Source organism: Alteromonas algae, assembly GCF_049117195.1.
Taxonomy (GTDB): domain Bacteria; phylum Pseudomonadota; class Gammaproteobacteria; order Enterobacterales; family Alteromonadaceae; genus Alteromonas.
This window is the reverse complement of sequence record NZ_CP185260.1, coordinates 509,797-524,958: the sequence shown is the minus strand read 5'-3', so window position 1 is coordinate 524,958 and position 15,162 is coordinate 509,797. Positions and strand designations below refer to the sequence as shown.

Genomic DNA, 15,162 nt, shown 5'->3' with positions numbered 1-15,162 from the left:
ACGTTGTGTTAACCCCCTTTTTATATTTTGAGACTTGCTATGGATTGGATGTCGGTCATCCCCCCTCTTGTTGCTATTGCCGTTGTATTTTGGAAAAAAGAAGTTATTTTGGCCTTGCTGTTGGCAGTACTAACCGCAGAAACCTTAATACTGATTGATACCGACATATCGTACGTGTTTTTATCGCCTATTAACGCCATAGAACGCGTTGTGGGCACTGCGTCGAGCCCTGGCAATACACGCGTGCTTATTTTCTCTGTCCTTGTAGGCGCATTACTAGCATTGATTCGAGACTCTGGAGGCGTAACAGCTACCGTTAACAACCTAGTTAATAGAGGGGTGGCCAAAAGCAAAAGGCAAGTGGGTGGCCTTACAATGTTCACCGGTATTGCCGTATTTATTGAATCTAATTTAAGCGTACTGACTGCTGGTATTTTCGCCCGCGGCTTGTTTGACCGCTTCGGCATGAGTAGAGCAAGGCTTGCCTATATTATCGACTCGACCAGCGCGCCTGTTTGTATACTCATTTTACTAAATGGTTGGGGGGCGTTTATTTTAAGCTTGCTTGACAGTTACGAACTACCCGCATCATCGGCGTCTATTCTTTGGGGAAGCGTTGCTTTTAACTTTTACGCTATTTTTACCCTTGTGATTGTGGCCTATACCATTGCCGCAGACAAAGTACATGGCCCTATGGCTGAAGAAGAGGCCGCGACCCATACTCTGATGGAAGAACACGCTAGCGAACCGGCGACCAAAGCACGCTTTATGCTTGTGCCGTTAATCGTTATGGTGCTTAGTATGGTGGGCTTTATGTTTTGGACCGGCGACGGCGTGCTATCAGAAGGCAGCGGCAGTAAGTCGGTGTTGTATGCTACCGCACTGGCGACGGCAATTGCCTATGGCTTGTTGCTTATTCATAAACGCTTTACCCATGCAGAAGCGGTTGAAATTGGCTTTAAAGGGATGGAAGAACTGCTTCCGTTAGTGACGATTGTTTTATTGTCGTTAACCTTGGGGAACAGTTTAAAAGAATTAGGCACTGGCGTTTTTGTTGCCGGCATTGTAGGTGAGTATCTGCCACTTGTGTTCATTGTGCCTATGTTGTTTCTTGCCGGTGCAGTGATGAGCTTTACCACCGGTACCTCGTGGGGCACGTTTGCTATTCTTATTCCTATTGGCGTGCCACTAATTCAAAGTTTGGGCCTACCCCCATCACTGGTGGTCGCGGCTATTCTGGGGGGCGGTATTTTTGGCGATCATTGCTCGCCGATTTCTGATACCACAGCGGTATCATCGCTGGCTGCGGGAACCGATGTACTTACCCATGTTAAAACACAGTTTCCATACGCATTAGTTGCTGGCGCGCTTACGCTTATCGCTTATGTCATTGCAAGCATCATTATGATTGGATAACGCACGTTTGCCACCTCAAGTAATGGTTATGAATAAAGAACGAAGGAGCCTACTATGTTAAGACGACGACTTATGAAACAGATAGTCGTGATAACCACACTGTGTGTTATTGCTGGCTGTACTAACAACGCGAGTAAAACGTCTTCTTCTACCTTACCGCTACACAATGCCGTTGCAATGCCCGATAGCTACAGTGCAGACGCTGCGATGGCGGTACTTAACGACGGCGGAAATGCCATTGATGCTGCGATTGCCGCACAGTTCGTCCTTGCGGTGACATTACCTGAAGCGGGTAACGTGGGCGGTGGTGGTTTTATGACCATTGCTTATGATGGCACCACCGACTTTCTTGACTACAGAGAAATGGCTCCAGCACGTGCCCATCGCGATATGTACTTAGACGATGAGGGGAATGTAAAACCGTATGAATCGTTATTTGGTGCGAAAGCATCGGGTATCCCTGGTACGGTAGCGGGAATGTGGGCGGCGCATAAAAAGTACGGAAGTTTACCGTGGGCGCGTTTGCTTGCGCCAGCCGTGACATTGGCAGAGCAAGGCTTTGTGGTGCATGAAAAGTTGGCTGGTAATATAGCGTGGTATATTAAACGCACTAAAGAGAACGGGCTTAGCAGCAATTTTGCCGACTATTTTGGTCACGCAAAAGCAAATAGATTATTTACGCAACCAGAATTGGCGTTAACGCTAAAGGCAATTCAGGTTAGAGGACAAGATGGCTTTTATGATGGCGAGGTTGCCGAACGTATTGTTCGGTTTATGGACGCGAATGGCGGACTAATCACGCATGATGATTTACAAGCATACCGTGCCATATGGCGCAAACCATTAGAAGTTGAGTGGCAAGACTACACGCTAGTTACTGCGCCGCCCCCAAGCTCTGGCGGCGTAGCGGTTGCGCAGTGGATTGGAATGCTAGAAGCGTATCAAGCACATGGCGATATACCGCTACACAACAGCGCTCAATATGTGCATGTAATGTCTGAAATTGGTAAACGTGTATTTGCTGACAGAGCAGAATATATGGGCGACCCTGATTTTATTGATGTCCCTGTTACTGCCCTTATCGACCCCGACTATATTACTGCGCGTGCAACAAGCATTAATAAAGATGCGATATCGGTAACCGAAACGGTAGCACCGGGCCTTATTGAAAGCGAAGACACGACACACTTCTCCATTATGGATAAGTGGGGTAATGCCGTGGCCAATACCACCACCATCAACCTTACATTTGGTAGCGGCGTAGTGGTAGAAGGTGCAGGCTTTCTGCTTAATGACGAGATGGACGACTTCAGTGCGAAGCCTGGCGTACCCAATTTTTTTGGCGCAGTAGGGGGTGATGCAAATGCCATTGAACCTTACAAAAGAATGTTATCGTCAATGACTCCGACGTTGGTAAAACGCGGAAAAGATGTTGTTCTTGCAACGGGCTCACCCGGTGGCACTACCATTATCTCTTCGGTAGCGCAGTCGTTACTTAATGCACTGCTGTTTGACTTTAGTGCAGAAAAAGCTGCCAATGCCCCTCGCTTCCATCATCAGCTGTTACCGAAAGATACCGTTCGTATGCACCCAGGATTCGACGACGCAACCAGACAGTCGCTAATACAGCAAGGTTACACCCTTGATGATCGCCGGTTTGGTGACGTACATCTTATAAAACGCACGATAGATGGCGTTGATGCAGCGTCTGAAAAAAGCGGAAGGGGAAAAAGTATTGTCGCTAAATAAGTAACGTTTCTTCTATCGGAATAAACTGTGATGCGGCGCTTATTAGCGAATTAGCAGTAAGCGCCTCTACGCCATACACCGTCACCGTCTTGCCCATCGCTTTAAGTGCGTCCACCAGAATATCAAAGTCGCCATCTCCTGAGAGCAGTATAACCTCATCAACATCAGCAGCATGTTGTAACGCATCGACCGTTATACCCACATCCCAGTCGCCTTTCGCTGAGCCGTCAGCGCGTTGAATATAAGGCTTTAGTTTTACCGTAAAACCAATCGCTCGAAGAATATTCTGGAACTCTTTTTGTTTTTGGTCGCCTTTATCAATGGCATAGGCGAAGGCATTATTCACTGTTTTACCTTTCGTGGCCTGTTGCCAAAACGCATTGTAATTGAAGTTTTTTCGATGCTTTTGACGGCACGTGTAATACACGTTTTGAACATCAACTAAAATCAACAGCTTATTCATACACCACCATTACTGACCTTCAAAAATAGCAAGCACTCACAAACATTAATAGTAAGTACTTACAAACCCTATTCATCTACGTAAAAATATGTCTTGTATAAAAGACGCCGAGTAGGATACGGTTTATTCATTGACCGTCACTTTAACAAAGCCCCTTTGCACTTGATATGTATAAATTCACTCGCGCTTTACACAATTGGCTAGGTCTTATTCTGTTTGTTCAAGTTTGCCTGTGGTTTTTAAGTGGCCTGGTAATGGCGCTGCTACCCATTGATGAGGTACGCGGTACCCATTTGCTAACAACACCGTCAGCAACATGGGAAGATGCGCGTGTTGCACCAAGCGATATATTAGTGGCATTCGATAACCAGGCCACCCTCACTTTCGGCTCGCAGTTGGTTGCCTCCCCTCTGAACACTGCACTCGCTGAAACATCGATGTTATCGGCCATCCCTACATATGACGTGAAAAGCGAGGGTAACATCGTACGGTTTAACGCAAAGACAGGGGCGAAACTTGAGGCCTTCAGCGAGCAGGACATACGCCGGCTTGCATTGGCGCAATATCAGGGAAATGGCAGCGTTTCTCAGGCAAAGCATCTGATGCGCTTACCGCAAGAGGTGCAACAATTAACCCCTCCCTTATGGCAAGTGTCTTTTAATGATGTATACAACACGCGGTTTTATATAGCACCAGATAGCGGCGCTGTTCAGCGCGTGCGTACAGATACCTGGAGGCTGTTTGATTTTATGTGGATGTTGCACATCATGGATTACGACACACGAAGTGATTTCAACCACCCTTTGCTGATTACATTTTCTGGTAGCGCGTTGTTGTTTACGCTAAGTGGTGGGGTACTGCTGTGGCAACGTTTTCGCCCGCGTAAACGAACGAAAACGCCTTAGTATAACTACGTGGCAAAAAGCTGAGAAAGTGATGCGAACGCTTTAAACTCTAGGGCATTGCCGAAAGGATCGGTAAAGAACATTGTTGCCTGCTCGCCCGGCTCGCCTTTAAACCGAATATAGGGCGCGATAATAAAGTCGATATTGGCCTGCTTAACGGTTTCGGCTAACGCCTCCCACTGTGGCATGGTTAACACCACGCCAAAATGGGGGACTGGGACAGCATGGCTATCAACATTATTATATTCCGGTGGTGTGGGCATCGCGTTGACACAATGCGTGACCAGTTGATGACCAAAAAAATTCCAGTCAATCCATTGCGTATCGCTGCGGCCTTGTTCACACCCTAATAACTCACCGTAAAAAGCAACAGCATCGTTAAGGTTGGTCACCGGTATAGCTAAATGAAACGGCTGTGGCATGTTCCCCCCTTATAGAAACTTTTTCAGTAGTGATAATTTAAACTTAGAAAATGGTGCATATCGAAATGGTACATCAAGGGCAAACGAGCGCTTCATTACCGTTTTTAGGTGGCTGAAGGTATCAAAGCCAGCTTGGCCATGATAACTGCCCATACCACTGCTACCTACCCCACCAAACGGCAATTCTGGGTTAGTCATAAATAGCATTGTATCGTTGGTACACACGCTGCCTGATGTGGTTTGGTTTATGATGGTGTCTAGCTGCGCATCGCTATCACTAAAGGCATAAAGGGCTAGCGGCTTTGGCCTGTCATTAACAAAGGCAATGCCCTCTTCTATCGATTTTATTGTCACGATAGGCAATATAGGCCCAAAAATTTCTTCTTGCATGATAGCGCTATTAAGTGGCGGGTCTAACACCAAGGTAGGTGACATAGTCGGCCTTGCTTCATCGACCTCGCCCCCATACACCACGTTTACACCGTCTAGATAGCCCTTGAGTCGCGCGAGATGGCGATGATTAATGATATTGCCGTAGTCTCTGGATGAAAGTGGCATGTTGCCAAACTGTTTTTTAAGTTCTTTCTTAATGGCTTCAATAAGTTTTTGCTCGAACCCTTTTTCCACCAATACATAGTCGGGGGCAATACAGGTTTGCCCCACATTCATCCACTTGCCCCACACCAAACGCCGTGCCGTTACCGTAAGGTTGGTCTTCTTATCGACAAAACACGGACTTTTTCCACCAAGCTCAAGGGTTACTGGTGTTAAATACCGCGAGGCGGCACGCATTACAATTTTGCCTACGGCCTCACCACCGGTATAAAAAATATGATCCCAGCGACACGCTAACAAGGCTGTCGCTTCCTCTTTTCCGCCTTCAATTACTTCAACACACGACATATCCATATATTGGGGAATTAACCGTGCCACTAGCGACGAAATTTCAACTGACAATTCAGATGGTTTCAACACGGCGCAGTTGCCCGCGGCTAGCGCTGCAATATACGGTGCAAGTAATAATTGTAAGGGGTAATTCCACGCGCCGATAATTAGCACAACACCAAGCGGCTCAGCTTGCTGAAAGCTCTTTCCAGGCCATGCCACCATTGGAGTAGACACACGGCGAGGTCGCGTCCATTTATCGAGATGCTTTAAGGTGTGATCGATATCCGACAACAAAAAGCCCTGCTCGGCAACCATCGCCTCGGTTTCACATTTACCTAAATCTTTTTTTAGCGCGGTAAGAATATCGTGATGATTTTCTTCAAGCATGCGTTTTAAGGCGCGTAGCTGGCTTCTTCGCCATTCTAGTGAGCGTGTTTTACCGGTTACATAGCTTTGACGCAGCGACGCTACGTTATCAAGAAAACACATGCCTGATTCAACGGCGTGAAGAGTAGGTTTGTTCGGCATAACGCGCTCCAGCATTGGCAAAAATGAAATGATGAGACCAAACAGCGTAGTGATATACGCTTGCAAACAACACGCGTATTGCGTGTGTGTCTCTATCTTATATTAATATGGGCAATGAATAGCAAGGCAAATTAATTGTTAATATAGGTTTAATACGGCGCGGTTTGCGATTGAGATTGCTATGAATGCTGTGCTCGGCGGTGAAGGTGTCAAAAAGTGCTGCGGATAAAAAAAGCCCAAACACTGTGGTTTGGGCTTTTTAACAAGGTGTTCGTTTAACGTTATTGTTATGCGTCGTGCGGATGGCGCATCACAATAGTTTCATTTCGGTCTGGGCCTGTAGACACGATGTCAACAGGGACGCCCGTTAGAAACTCAAGACGCTGAATGTAGTCTTTAGCTGCTTGCGGTAAATTCGCAAATTCAGTTACGCCGTAGGTGTTGTCAGACCAACCTGGCATTTCTTCATACACTGGGGTGATTTTATCATACCCATCAGCTGCCATTGGTGGTACGTCTTTCACATTGCCTTCTGCATCTTTATAACCAATACAGATTTGTAATGTTTCAAGGCCATCAAGCACGTCTAGTTTGGTTAAACAAAACCCAGTGATTGAGTTAATTTGCACTGCACGTTTCATTGCAACGGCATCAAACCAACCTGTACGACGTTTACGCCCGGTGGTTGCACCAAATTCATGACCTTTCACACCTAAGTGCTGGCCAACTTCACAATCAAGTTCTGTTGGGAACGGCCCCGAGCCTACGCGTGTCGTGTACGCTTTCACGATACCGAGCACATAATCTAGTTTAAGTGGGCCGAAACCTGCACCTGTCGCCACACCACCTACCGTGGTGTTTGACGACGTCACATAAGGATATGTACCGTGGTCGATATCAAGCAACGTACCTTGCGCACCTTCAAACATAATTGGTAAGCCCGCTTTATCGGCTTTATCCAGTTCGTCGGTTACGTCAACAACCATTGCTTTAAGAATATCTGCAACGTCCATAGCCGCTTTCAACGTTTCGTCAAAATCTACTGCTTCTTCACCGTAATATTGCGTAAGGGTGAAGTTATGTACGTCTAGCACTTCTTTTAGCTTAGCGGCGAAGTCTTCTGCATTGAAAAGGTCGCCAACGCGTAAACCGCGACGTGCAACTTTATCTTCATATGCTGGGCCAATACCCCGGCCTGTTGTACCAATTGCTTTCGCGCCGCGGGCTTTCTCACGCGCGACATCTAACGCAATGTGATAAGGAAGAATAAGCGGGCATGCTTCACTGATTTTCAAGCGCTCGCGCACAGGAACACCACGCGCTTCAAGCATGGTAATTTCAGTCATTAGTGCGTCTGGGCTTAGCACAACACCATTACCAATGATGCAGGTAACGTTATCGCGTAATATGCCTGATGGAATTAAGTGAAGTACGGTTTTTTCGCCGTCAATAACTAGAGTATGACCTGCATTGTGACCGCCTTGGTAGCGAACCACGTATTTTGCACGATCGGTGAGTAGGTCTACGACCTTGCCTTTACCCTCGTCACCCCATTGAGTGCCGAGTACCACAACGTTCTTTGCCATGAATCATATGTGTAAGAAAATTAGGCGGGGATTCTACAAAATTCTGCGTCTGGGATCATCTATTTTTCGAACAAAAATACGGCAAATAGCATTTCATATTACTAGAAGTGCCGTTAACCACCCCATAATCATGCCTAGCGAAAAGAGGTAACCCACTCTATTCAATACAGTTATTAATAACAACCTGAGCAAGCAGTCAACATTTATCGCTGCATGTCAGATTAAATAAAATAAGCTAATCACACCCACGACCACCAGCACGCCTCCAACCTGACGAAGCTGATTTGCCGGTAGCTGGCTAACTTGCAGTAAATATGACCGCCATTTTTGAGGGAAAAATAAAGGCCCGATGCCCTCAATAATGAGCACAAGGGCAAGCGCGGGTAAGATCCAATCCATGGTTAGCCTTTACGTAAACTGCTTAAGTGCCGTTAAATTCATGTACTCTGGCGTGTGATACAAACCAAAACCAAATCGCAATCGGTTTCCCCGATAATCCGTTAGGATACCCACTTGTTTCAGCTGCTTTGCGAGCGATGCAGTCACCTCGGCGTTGGGCAACACAAACGTTAAAAAATGGCCTCGCTGTTCAGGTCTCGACACCGCTAATGCGTCACTGTTCAACAAAGGGTGCGCTTGCTTGGCAAGCTCTGTTAAAAAATGAGCCTGCATAGCTTGAACGTAGTCGTTAATCTTGTTTACTGTTAGGTTATTATCTTCCAGCAAACGAAGCACGGCCCGTAATCGATACAATGCCGTAAAGTCCATGGTAGCGCCTGCGAAGCGCATGCCGTCTTGACTGTATTGCACGGTGCCGGCTCTTGGTTTATCTAGCGCTCCAAATTCGGCAAACCACCCCGTGTACACAGGGCGCAGGGTGCTCGCAGTAGGTACATGAGCAAAGCATGCTCCCTCACCGGCTTGAGCATATTTATAACTTCCCGATAAATAGAATGCGCGATCTTCAATACCACTTAGGTCAGTAGGCTTAGCCATAAAGCCGTGATACCCATCTACCACCACGAGCGTGTCAGGATTGGTAACGCTTGCAACAATGCCGGTAACGTCATCGACCACATATCCTGAGTTAAAGAATACCTGGCTAAAAAATACCATATCAGGGGTGTTGTCTTGAATGGCTGCCTTAAACCGAGACGAAAAGGTATCGAAAGGCTGTGTCGGCACCGTAACGATATTTACGGCGTCATTCTCAGCCATTCTGCTTACTTGGCGCTGAAAGCTATGAAACTCGGAATCTGTAGACACGATAGTGACAGGCTTTGAGAAGTCCATACAGCTCATTATTCTCACCAGGAGCTCATGCGTATTCGGTGCAAATACCAGTTGTTGGGGGTGAGAGGTGTTTAAGATTGTGCTGATACGCTGTTGTAGCTCAGGCACCAGGGTTTCAAAGAAGAAGCCCCACTTTTCATCGACATACTGGGCACTATCATCCCAATATTCGAGCATGGCATCACGAGTACAATCAGGCCAAAAATAATGACTATGGCAGGCATAATGCTGTTTGCCTTTTGTCGCAGAAAGAAAACCGGAATAAAACGCCTGATAGGCCATATTGTTACCACACATAGAGAAGCTACCCAGGAAAGTACTTTACCAAAGGCCATTTATAAACACACGCTGGTAACCCATAACCGCCTAGATTCTCTTGTTGGGGGTGTAAATATTATTCTACTTTTAGCTAAAAATGCGCCTTAGCCGCTCGCTCTTGCCAATATTCTGCTATACGTTAGTAATCGTTGTAACCGCAGAGACCTGACTTATGCGCTTTCCTAAATACGGACATTACGCTCTGGATGTATCTGGCAATGTTTTAGAGGTGTTTGCCACTGGCGCATGGAACCTTAAGACTGCGCAATTATTTGTAGAAGACATGCATGATTTAACGTTGCGCTTTGAGAAGAAACCATGGGCAGCACTCATGGACGGTAGGCGCTGGGTACTGTCTACTCCGGAGTGTCAGCAATGCCTAGCTGAAGCGATTAAGATAAATGTTACGAATGGCTTGCGTCGCTCTGCCTATGTATTAGACAGTGGAATGGTAAAACGTGCGCAGTTAGAGCGAACGCACCCGGGAAATGAAAGTGACTTTGACCTATTAGAGTACCAACGGAATTATTTTAACACCTACTTTGACGCGTTGAAGTGGCTTGATACAGAGGGTTACTCCCCCATTGTGGCAACATAAAAAAGCGGGATGTGCCCGCTTTTTCTACCGAAGGTCATTACGTAATTAATATAACAAGCTATACACTTTACGACGGTATTCAGATTTCAATGGGTCGCCATCTGCTAACGCGTTAACCATATCCATCATTATTTTACGTGCATCCCCAAAGGCTAAGTCTTTCTTTAATACACCGAATAATAACGATAATGCGTCTTGCGCTTTATTTGCTTGGTGAAGCTGAATCGCTAAGTCGACTTTTAATTGTAAGTCGTCTGGGTTGGCTTCAACAGCGTCTTGAAGCTGCCTAATTTCTGGGGTGTCTGCCGCTTGCTCTGCTAGCTCTACTTTGCCATTTAACGTATTGAAACGAGAATCTTGGTCCACCAGCTTTATCTCACTTAGCAAGGTTTTCGCTAAATCGATGGAACCCGTTTCAATATAACAGTCAATCAAGAGATAACGGGCATTCACGTTGTCAGGTGCCGCATCGACTGCTTGTTTGGCAAAAGGCAGTGCAGCTGCATAATCGCCCTGCTGGATAGCTTTCCCCGCTTGGGCCAACAATTCATCTTCTGGGTTAGGCAGATATTTCGCCAGCATCTCTCGAATTTGTGCTTCAGGTTGAACACCCGCAAACCCATCAACAGGTTGCCCGTTTTGTACCACCATTACCGTGGGTAGGCTTCGAATACCGAACTGTCCAGCAACTTCTTGCTGTGCTTCACAGTCTACTTTTGCCAAAATCATGTGTTCGCTGTATTCACCCGCCAACTTTTCTAGTATTGGCATAAGGTCTTTGCACGGTTCACACCAGTCAGCCCAAAAGTCGATAAGAACCAGTTTGCTTTGAGACGCTTCAACGATAATTTGTTGAAAGTTTTCTACCGTGATATCAACGATATTTGCTGCATTATTGGCAACGAGGTTATCCATAGCGTAACGCCTTTGTTTCATTTAGTCATTGAAAGGAAATATGGGGCGTTTAACGCTAAATTACAACCGTCAAGATAGCAGTGCAGCAAGCGGCCAACGAAATTCACTTCAAACTGTCGCTATTACGACACTTTTTTAACGCAAACCATGTTAACGTTGTGTAAATAAACACGTGAGGACATGCAATGACAGCCAAATCTCATTCTGTGAAACACTTCGAGTCGTTTAGCGACTTCTACCCTTATTACCTTCAAGAGCATGCCAATGCCACCTGCCGTATCTTGCATTTTATTGGTCCATGGTTGGTGTTAGGTGTCATTGGGCTGAGCATTTACAGTAGTAACGCTGCACTGCTATGGCTAATTCCAATTATCGGGTATGGCTTTGCTTGGGTTGGGCACTTTTTCTTTGAAAAAAATAAGCCTGCTACCTTTAAGCACCCTTTTTACAGCCTGCTTGGCGACTGGGTAATGTTTAAGGACATCCTGATTGGAAAAGTGAGCATCAAAGGTAAGTGAGGGGTAATTCGTTACACTATTTCACACAACTTACGTTCACTCGCTTGTATTTATTATGGGTAGTCTTAGCAGCCGCTTGTCACTTCTTTTTGCTGAATCAACGCACAACAGCTGCGCGAGTCTCGTTTACGCGTAAACTTATTTATGTATAGTATACAAAAATAAGAATGAAGGAAAACGACTATGTTTACGCGAAAGAAATCGACGGTGCGCGTTGCAGCATTATTAGTTAGCGCGCTCGCATTATCTCTTTTTGCTCACGCTGACGATACGGTAGAAACGCCGCTTAACTACAATGATACGTTTAACGTAGAGTTTGTGAGCAACCCATTATTTATTAATAACGATACCGTTGTTTATGCTCGCCAAAGCATGGACGTTATGACAGATGCACGACAAACCCGATTGTGGCAAGTCGATATTAAAAAGGGCACACACCGCCCTTTTATTGCCGATGATGACAACCTATCTCAGGCCACGCTCTCTCCTAACGGTAATATGCTTGCCTATACGAAGTCGGTGAAGGGTAAAGCACAGCTTCACGTGTACTATATGGATACAAGGCAATCTGTCAGGCTAACCAATACTCAAGAAACACCGCGAAATATCACGTGGTCGCATGATGGTAAGTCACTTGCCTTCGTTTTGTTTACTCCTGAGAAGCAACCCGCATTATTTAGCGGTATGCCGAGCAAGCCGAAAGGCGCTAAGTGGGCACCTCAAGCCACGTTTATTGAAAACACCACTTACCGCTCAGACGGGAGAGGCTATTTACGTACAGGTTATGACCAAATTTATGTACTACCCGTTGACGGCGGTACCCCACGTCAATTGACGAGCGGGCACTTCCCTAACGGCGGCATGCTAAGCTTTAGTCGTGACAACGACTGGTTGTATTTCGCCTCTCCTCAACGTGATGATTATGAACTTCACCCACTTGCGAGCGATATTTATAAGGTGCAGGTTAATACTGGTGAACTTGAACAAGTCACCGACCTTGCAGGCCCGGAAAGTAGGCCTACCCTTAGTCCAGACGGGAAATGGTTAGCCTTTTCTCAGTTAAATGATCGAAAGTTGTCTTATCAGGTTAGCGATATCGTTGTAATGGATACTGCGTCTGGAGACATCAAACGCCTTACTGGCTCCCTTGACCGAGCGATAGGGAAGTTTGTGTGGAGAAACGACAGCAGAGCGCTTGTTTTTTCCTACCTTGACGAGGGCAACAATCGCCTTGCCGCTGTTAATTTGAATGGTGATGTAAAACCGCTTGATATTACTATTGGTGGCCAGTCATTAGGACGCCCCTATACCTCGGGTGATTTCGCGGTGAGCCCTCGAGGAGATATTGTTTATACACAGGCTACGAAAACGAGGCCTGGTGATTTAGCGCTGTATCGCAAGAAAGGCGATGACACACAGCTTACGTCACTTAATGATGATGCATTGGGGCACAAAACGTTGGCACAGGTATCCTACCTTCCTGTGACATCAAGCGTCGACGAACGACGTATTGATGCATGGATAGCCCTGCCTCCGCATTTTGATAGTCAAAAGCAGTACCCGCTTATATTAGAGATTCATGGTGGGCCGCATGCTGCATATGGTCCGCACTTCTCGATGGAAATACAGTTAATGGCCGCACAGGGTTACGTGGTGGTGTGGTCAAACCCTCGTGGCAGTTCTTCTTACGGTGAGGACTTTGGCAACCTTATCCATCATAACTATCCTTCTGAGGATTATAATGACTTGATGGATGTGGTCGATGCAACAATCGCAAAGGGCTATATCGATACTAACAACCTGTTTATTACCGGTGGTTCTGGTGGCGGTGTACTTACTGCGTGGTCAATCGGCAAGACCGACAGATTTACTGCTGCGGTAGTCGCAAAACCTGTCATCAACTGGATGAGCTTTGCGCTTACCGCCGATGCTTATCCGTTTTTCAGCCAATATTGGATGGCCGATATGCCTTGGAATATTGCAGAGAAGTTATGGGCTCGTAGCCCACTTTCGCTGGTAGGTAATGTCGACACTCCCACGCTGTTGCTTACCGGTGAAGCCGATTACCGCACGCCTATCAGCGAATCTGAGCAATATTACCAAGCGTTACGATTAAAAGGCACAGATGCGGCAATGGTAAGGCTACCAGGTGCGTCACACGGTATCGCTAGCCGCCCTTCTCGTCTTATTCAAAAAGTGGGAAATATTTTGGCGTGGTTTGAACGCTATAAAAAAGATACGCCAAAGAAGTAGGCATACGCTCTAAGAAAAGCCAGGTTGATAGTGTGACACAACGTATCAGCCTGGCTTATTTGTAGAAAGACTTATCTCGGTAACATCGCTCGCAGCATCCAAGCGGTCTTTTCATGGACGCGCATACGATCACCAATTAACGCGGCAGACGATTCGTCATCAGCATCTTGCGCTAACTTAAGTGACTGGCGACACGTTTTAACAACCTGTTCGTGCCCATGGGTGAGCAGCTGTACCATTTCTGACGCGTCTGGCACCCCTTCGATTTCTTCAATCGAGCTAAGCGCAGCAAACGACTTGTAAGTTCCTGGCGCTGCAATGCCTAGTGTACGTATGCGCTCTGCAATCTCGTCAACGGCTACCGCTAATTCGGTATAATGCTCTTCAAACATCAAATGTAATTCTCTGAACTGCGGCCCTTCAACATTCCAATGAAAATTATGCGTTTGCAGGTAAAGTGTGTACGAATCGGCAAGTAACCGTTTTAGCCCCTCGGCTACAGCATTGCGATCACCTTCTGAGATACCAATATCAATTTTGCTCATGTATTGCCCCTTTCCTTTGGTAAAATAGATTGCTATTTGACTTTCAAATCTAATTTAATGATACACGACCACCCCACAATGAAACGTTCATTTATTTGATTGCGTCTATAGGTTTTTACGATTCACTGTCATCACCTCACCCTTAATGGTGATGATGATGCGCTTTCTTCTCATCTTTTTTAATAGGGAGTGAAACAACCACACTTTCTGCGTCATCAAATGCGAGTGTTAGGGTAACCGTGCCGCCTTCATCAAGCCCTTTGGTAAGGCCTAGCAGCATAACGTGATAGCCACCTGGCGCGAATACGACAGATTCGCTTGGTGCCAATGTGATACCGTCTTTCACTTCGCGCATTCGCATTACATCGCCATCGAGAAACGTGGTGTGAATTTGAGCATCATCTGCAATGGATGCATCTGTGCTTACGCCGGATAAATGTATTGTTTTTTGGGTGGGATTCTTAAGTGAGAAATAAACAGCCCCCGTTTTTGCCATCGGGAATGTCGCCCTTGCATAACCCTCTGAAACAACGGCAGACGCCAATGCATTAGACGATAAAATACAAGATAGAAAAGTAAAGAATAACAGTGAGGGTAAACGTGTACTACGCATAACAGCATCTCCATTTAAGTAATGAAAACAGTGTACGGTAGTAAAAGAGAATTAAAAAGAAAAATGGTGCCGACTGCCGGAATCGAACTGGCGACCTACTGATTACAAGTCAGTTGCTCTACCAACTGAGCTAAGTCGGCACACTATTCTTT

General features: G+C 46.2%; 15 protein-coding genes and 1 tRNA gene. 6 read left to right on the top strand and 10 right to left on the bottom strand.

Annotated elements, in window-relative coordinates:
- The first annotated feature begins 39 nt into the window (after nt 1–39).
- Together ACOJRU_RS02295 and ggt are read left to right on the top strand one after the other, a co-directional pair.
- Nucleotides 40–1,416: a Na+/H+ antiporter NhaC family protein gene (locus ACOJRU_RS02295; RefSeq protein WP_421133453.1), complete on the top strand. Its 1,377-nt coding sequence runs from the start codon at nt 40–42 to the stop codon at nt 1,414–1,416.
- A gap of 54 nt (nt 1,417–1,470) precedes the next feature.
- A complete protein-coding gene (gene ggt, locus ACOJRU_RS02290; RefSeq protein ID WP_421133452.1) occupies nt 1,471–3,165 on the top strand; it encodes a gamma-glutamyltransferase in 1,695 nt (564 codons plus the stop codon).
- Here ggt and ACOJRU_RS02285 read toward each other — a convergent pair.
- Nucleotides 3,158–3,628 (bottom strand): NYN domain-containing protein, encoded by a 471-nt coding sequence (locus tag ACOJRU_RS02285; protein WP_421133451.1) that lies wholly within the window; start codon nt 3,626–3,628, stop codon nt 3,158–3,160. The two genes, ggt and ACOJRU_RS02285, sit on opposite strands and share 8 nt — an antisense overlap.
- Nucleotides 3,629–3,795: 167 nt before the next feature.
- Here ACOJRU_RS02285 and ACOJRU_RS02280 point away from each other — a divergent pair, with 167 nt between their 5' ends.
- A complete protein-coding gene (locus ACOJRU_RS02280; protein ID WP_421133450.1) occupies nt 3,796–4,533 on the top strand; it encodes a PepSY domain-containing protein in 738 nt (245 codons plus the stop codon).
- 5 nt (nt 4,534–4,538) lie between these two features.
- Here the strand turns inward: ACOJRU_RS02280 and ACOJRU_RS02275 are convergent, their stop codons facing one another.
- The 5 genes from ACOJRU_RS02275 to ACOJRU_RS02255 all read right to left on the bottom strand — a co-directional run bounded on the left by ACOJRU_RS02275 (nt 4,539) and on the right by ACOJRU_RS02255 (nt 9,532).
- Nucleotides 4,539–4,955: a VOC family protein gene (locus ACOJRU_RS02275; protein WP_421133449.1), complete on the bottom strand. Its 417-nt coding sequence runs from the start codon at nt 4,953–4,955 to the stop codon at nt 4,539–4,541.
- A gap of 9 nt (nt 4,956–4,964) precedes the next feature.
- Nucleotides 4,965–6,371 carry an aldehyde dehydrogenase family protein gene (locus ACOJRU_RS02270; protein ID WP_421133448.1) on the bottom strand — a complete coding sequence of 469 codons (1,407 nt, stop codon included), beginning with the start codon at nt 6,369–6,371 and terminating at the stop codon, nt 4,965–4,967.
- 287 nt (nt 6,372–6,658) lie between these two features.
- Complete coding sequence (locus tag ACOJRU_RS02265; RefSeq protein WP_421133447.1) at nt 6,659–7,957, bottom strand: adenylosuccinate synthase; 1,299 nt, start codon at nt 7,955–7,957, stop codon at nt 6,659–6,661.
- 216 nt (nt 7,958–8,173) lie between these two features.
- Nucleotides 8,174–8,356: a DUF2065 domain-containing protein gene (locus ACOJRU_RS02260; RefSeq protein WP_421133446.1), complete on the bottom strand. Its 183-nt coding sequence runs from the start codon at nt 8,354–8,356 to the stop codon at nt 8,174–8,176.
- A 9-nt stretch (nt 8,357–8,365) separates the two neighbouring features.
- Complete coding sequence (locus ACOJRU_RS02255; RefSeq protein WP_421134693.1) at nt 8,366–9,532, bottom strand: aminotransferase class V-fold PLP-dependent enzyme; 1,167 nt, start codon at nt 9,530–9,532, stop codon at nt 8,366–8,368.
- Nucleotides 9,533–9,740: 208 nt separating this feature from the next.
- Here ACOJRU_RS02255 and ACOJRU_RS02250 point away from each other — a divergent pair, with 208 nt between their 5' ends.
- A complete protein-coding gene (locus ACOJRU_RS02250) occupies nt 9,741–10,166 on the top strand; it encodes a hypothetical protein (protein WP_421133445.1) in 426 nt (141 codons plus the stop codon).
- A 45-nt stretch (nt 10,167–10,211) separates the two neighbouring features.
- Here the strand turns inward: ACOJRU_RS02250 and trxA are convergent, their stop codons facing one another.
- Nucleotides 10,212–11,081: a thioredoxin gene (gene trxA / locus ACOJRU_RS02245; RefSeq protein WP_421133444.1), complete on the bottom strand. Its 870-nt coding sequence runs from the start codon at nt 11,079–11,081 to the stop codon at nt 10,212–10,214.
- Nucleotides 11,082–11,266: 185 nt separating this feature from the next.
- Between trxA and ACOJRU_RS02240 the strand changes: the two genes are divergently transcribed.
- Nucleotides 11,267–11,599 carry an Mpo1-like protein gene (locus ACOJRU_RS02240; RefSeq protein WP_421133443.1) on the top strand — a complete coding sequence of 111 codons (333 nt, stop codon included), beginning with the start codon at nt 11,267–11,269 and terminating at the stop codon, nt 11,597–11,599.
- Nucleotides 11,600–11,782: 183 nt separating this feature from the next.
- Nucleotides 11,783–13,852 (top strand): S9 family peptidase, encoded by a 2,070-nt coding sequence (locus tag ACOJRU_RS02235; RefSeq protein WP_421133442.1) that lies wholly within the window; start codon nt 11,783–11,785, stop codon nt 13,850–13,852.
- A 71-nt stretch (nt 13,853–13,923) separates the two neighbouring features.
- Here the strand turns inward: ACOJRU_RS02235 and ACOJRU_RS02230 are convergent, their stop codons facing one another.
- From ACOJRU_RS02230 to ACOJRU_RS02220, 3 genes are all read right to left on the bottom strand, one after another.
- On the bottom strand, nt 13,924–14,397 hold the full coding sequence (locus ACOJRU_RS02230) for a Dps family protein (RefSeq protein WP_421133441.1): 474 nt from the start codon (nt 14,395–14,397) through the stop codon (nt 13,924–13,926).
- A 142-nt stretch (nt 14,398–14,539) separates the two neighbouring features.
- Nucleotides 14,540–15,010, bottom strand: coding sequence for a copper chaperone PCu(A)C (locus tag ACOJRU_RS02225; protein ID WP_421133440.1), 471 nt, complete (start codon nt 15,008–15,010; stop codon nt 14,540–14,542).
- Between the two features lie 64 nt (nt 15,011–15,074).
- Nucleotides 15,075–15,150: transfer RNA gene (locus tag ACOJRU_RS02220), tRNA-Thr, on the bottom strand.
- Between the last annotated feature and the right edge of the window lie 12 nt (nt 15,151–15,162).

Bases quoted from the DNA above. Each gene is read 5' to 3' on its own strand.
- ACOJRU_RS02265 (WP_421133447.1), bottom strand. From the start codon at position 7,957: ATGGCAAAGAACGTTGTGGTACTCGGCACTCAATGGGGTGACGAGGGT.
- ACOJRU_RS02240 (WP_421133443.1), top strand. From the start codon at position 11,267: ATGACAGCCAAATCTCATTCTGTGAAACACTTCGAGTCGTTTAGCGAC.
- ACOJRU_RS02270 (WP_421133448.1), bottom strand. From the start codon at position 6,371: ATGCCGAACAAACCTACTCTTCACGCCGTTGAATCAGGCATGTGTTTT.
- ggt (WP_421133452.1), top strand. From the start codon at position 1,471: ATGTTAAGACGACGACTTATGAAACAGATAGTCGTGATAACCACACTG.
- ACOJRU_RS02295 (WP_421133453.1), top strand. From the start codon at position 40: ATGGATTGGATGTCGGTCATCCCCCCTCTTGTTGCTATTGCCGTTGTA.
- ACOJRU_RS02285 (WP_421133451.1), bottom strand. From the start codon at position 3,628: ATGAATAAGCTGTTGATTTTAGTTGATGTTCAAAACGTGTATTACACG.
- ACOJRU_RS02235 (WP_421133442.1), top strand. From the start codon at position 11,783: ATGTTTACGCGAAAGAAATCGACGGTGCGCGTTGCAGCATTATTAGTT.
- ACOJRU_RS02225 (WP_421133440.1), bottom strand. From the start codon at position 15,010: ATGCGTAGTACACGTTTACCCTCACTGTTATTCTTTACTTTTCTATCT.
- ACOJRU_RS02280 (WP_421133450.1), top strand. From the start codon at position 3,796: ATGTATAAATTCACTCGCGCTTTACACAATTGGCTAGGTCTTATTCTG.
- ACOJRU_RS02250 (WP_421133445.1), top strand. From the start codon at position 9,741: ATGCGCTTTCCTAAATACGGACATTACGCTCTGGATGTATCTGGCAAT.
- ACOJRU_RS02255 (WP_421134693.1), bottom strand. From the start codon at position 9,532: ATGGCCTATCAGGCGTTTTATTCCGGTTTTCTTTCTGCGACAAAAGGC.
- trxA (WP_421133444.1), bottom strand. From the start codon at position 11,081: ATGGATAACCTCGTTGCCAATAATGCAGCAAATATCGTTGATATCACG.
- ACOJRU_RS02260 (WP_421133446.1), bottom strand. From the start codon at position 8,356: ATGGATTGGATCTTACCCGCGCTTGCCCTTGTGCTCATTATTGAGGGC.
- ACOJRU_RS02275 (WP_421133449.1), bottom strand. From the start codon at position 4,955: ATGCCACAGCCGTTTCATTTAGCTATACCGGTGACCAACCTTAACGAT.
- ACOJRU_RS02230 (WP_421133441.1), bottom strand. From the start codon at position 14,397: ATGAGCAAAATTGATATTGGTATCTCAGAAGGTGATCGCAATGCTGTA.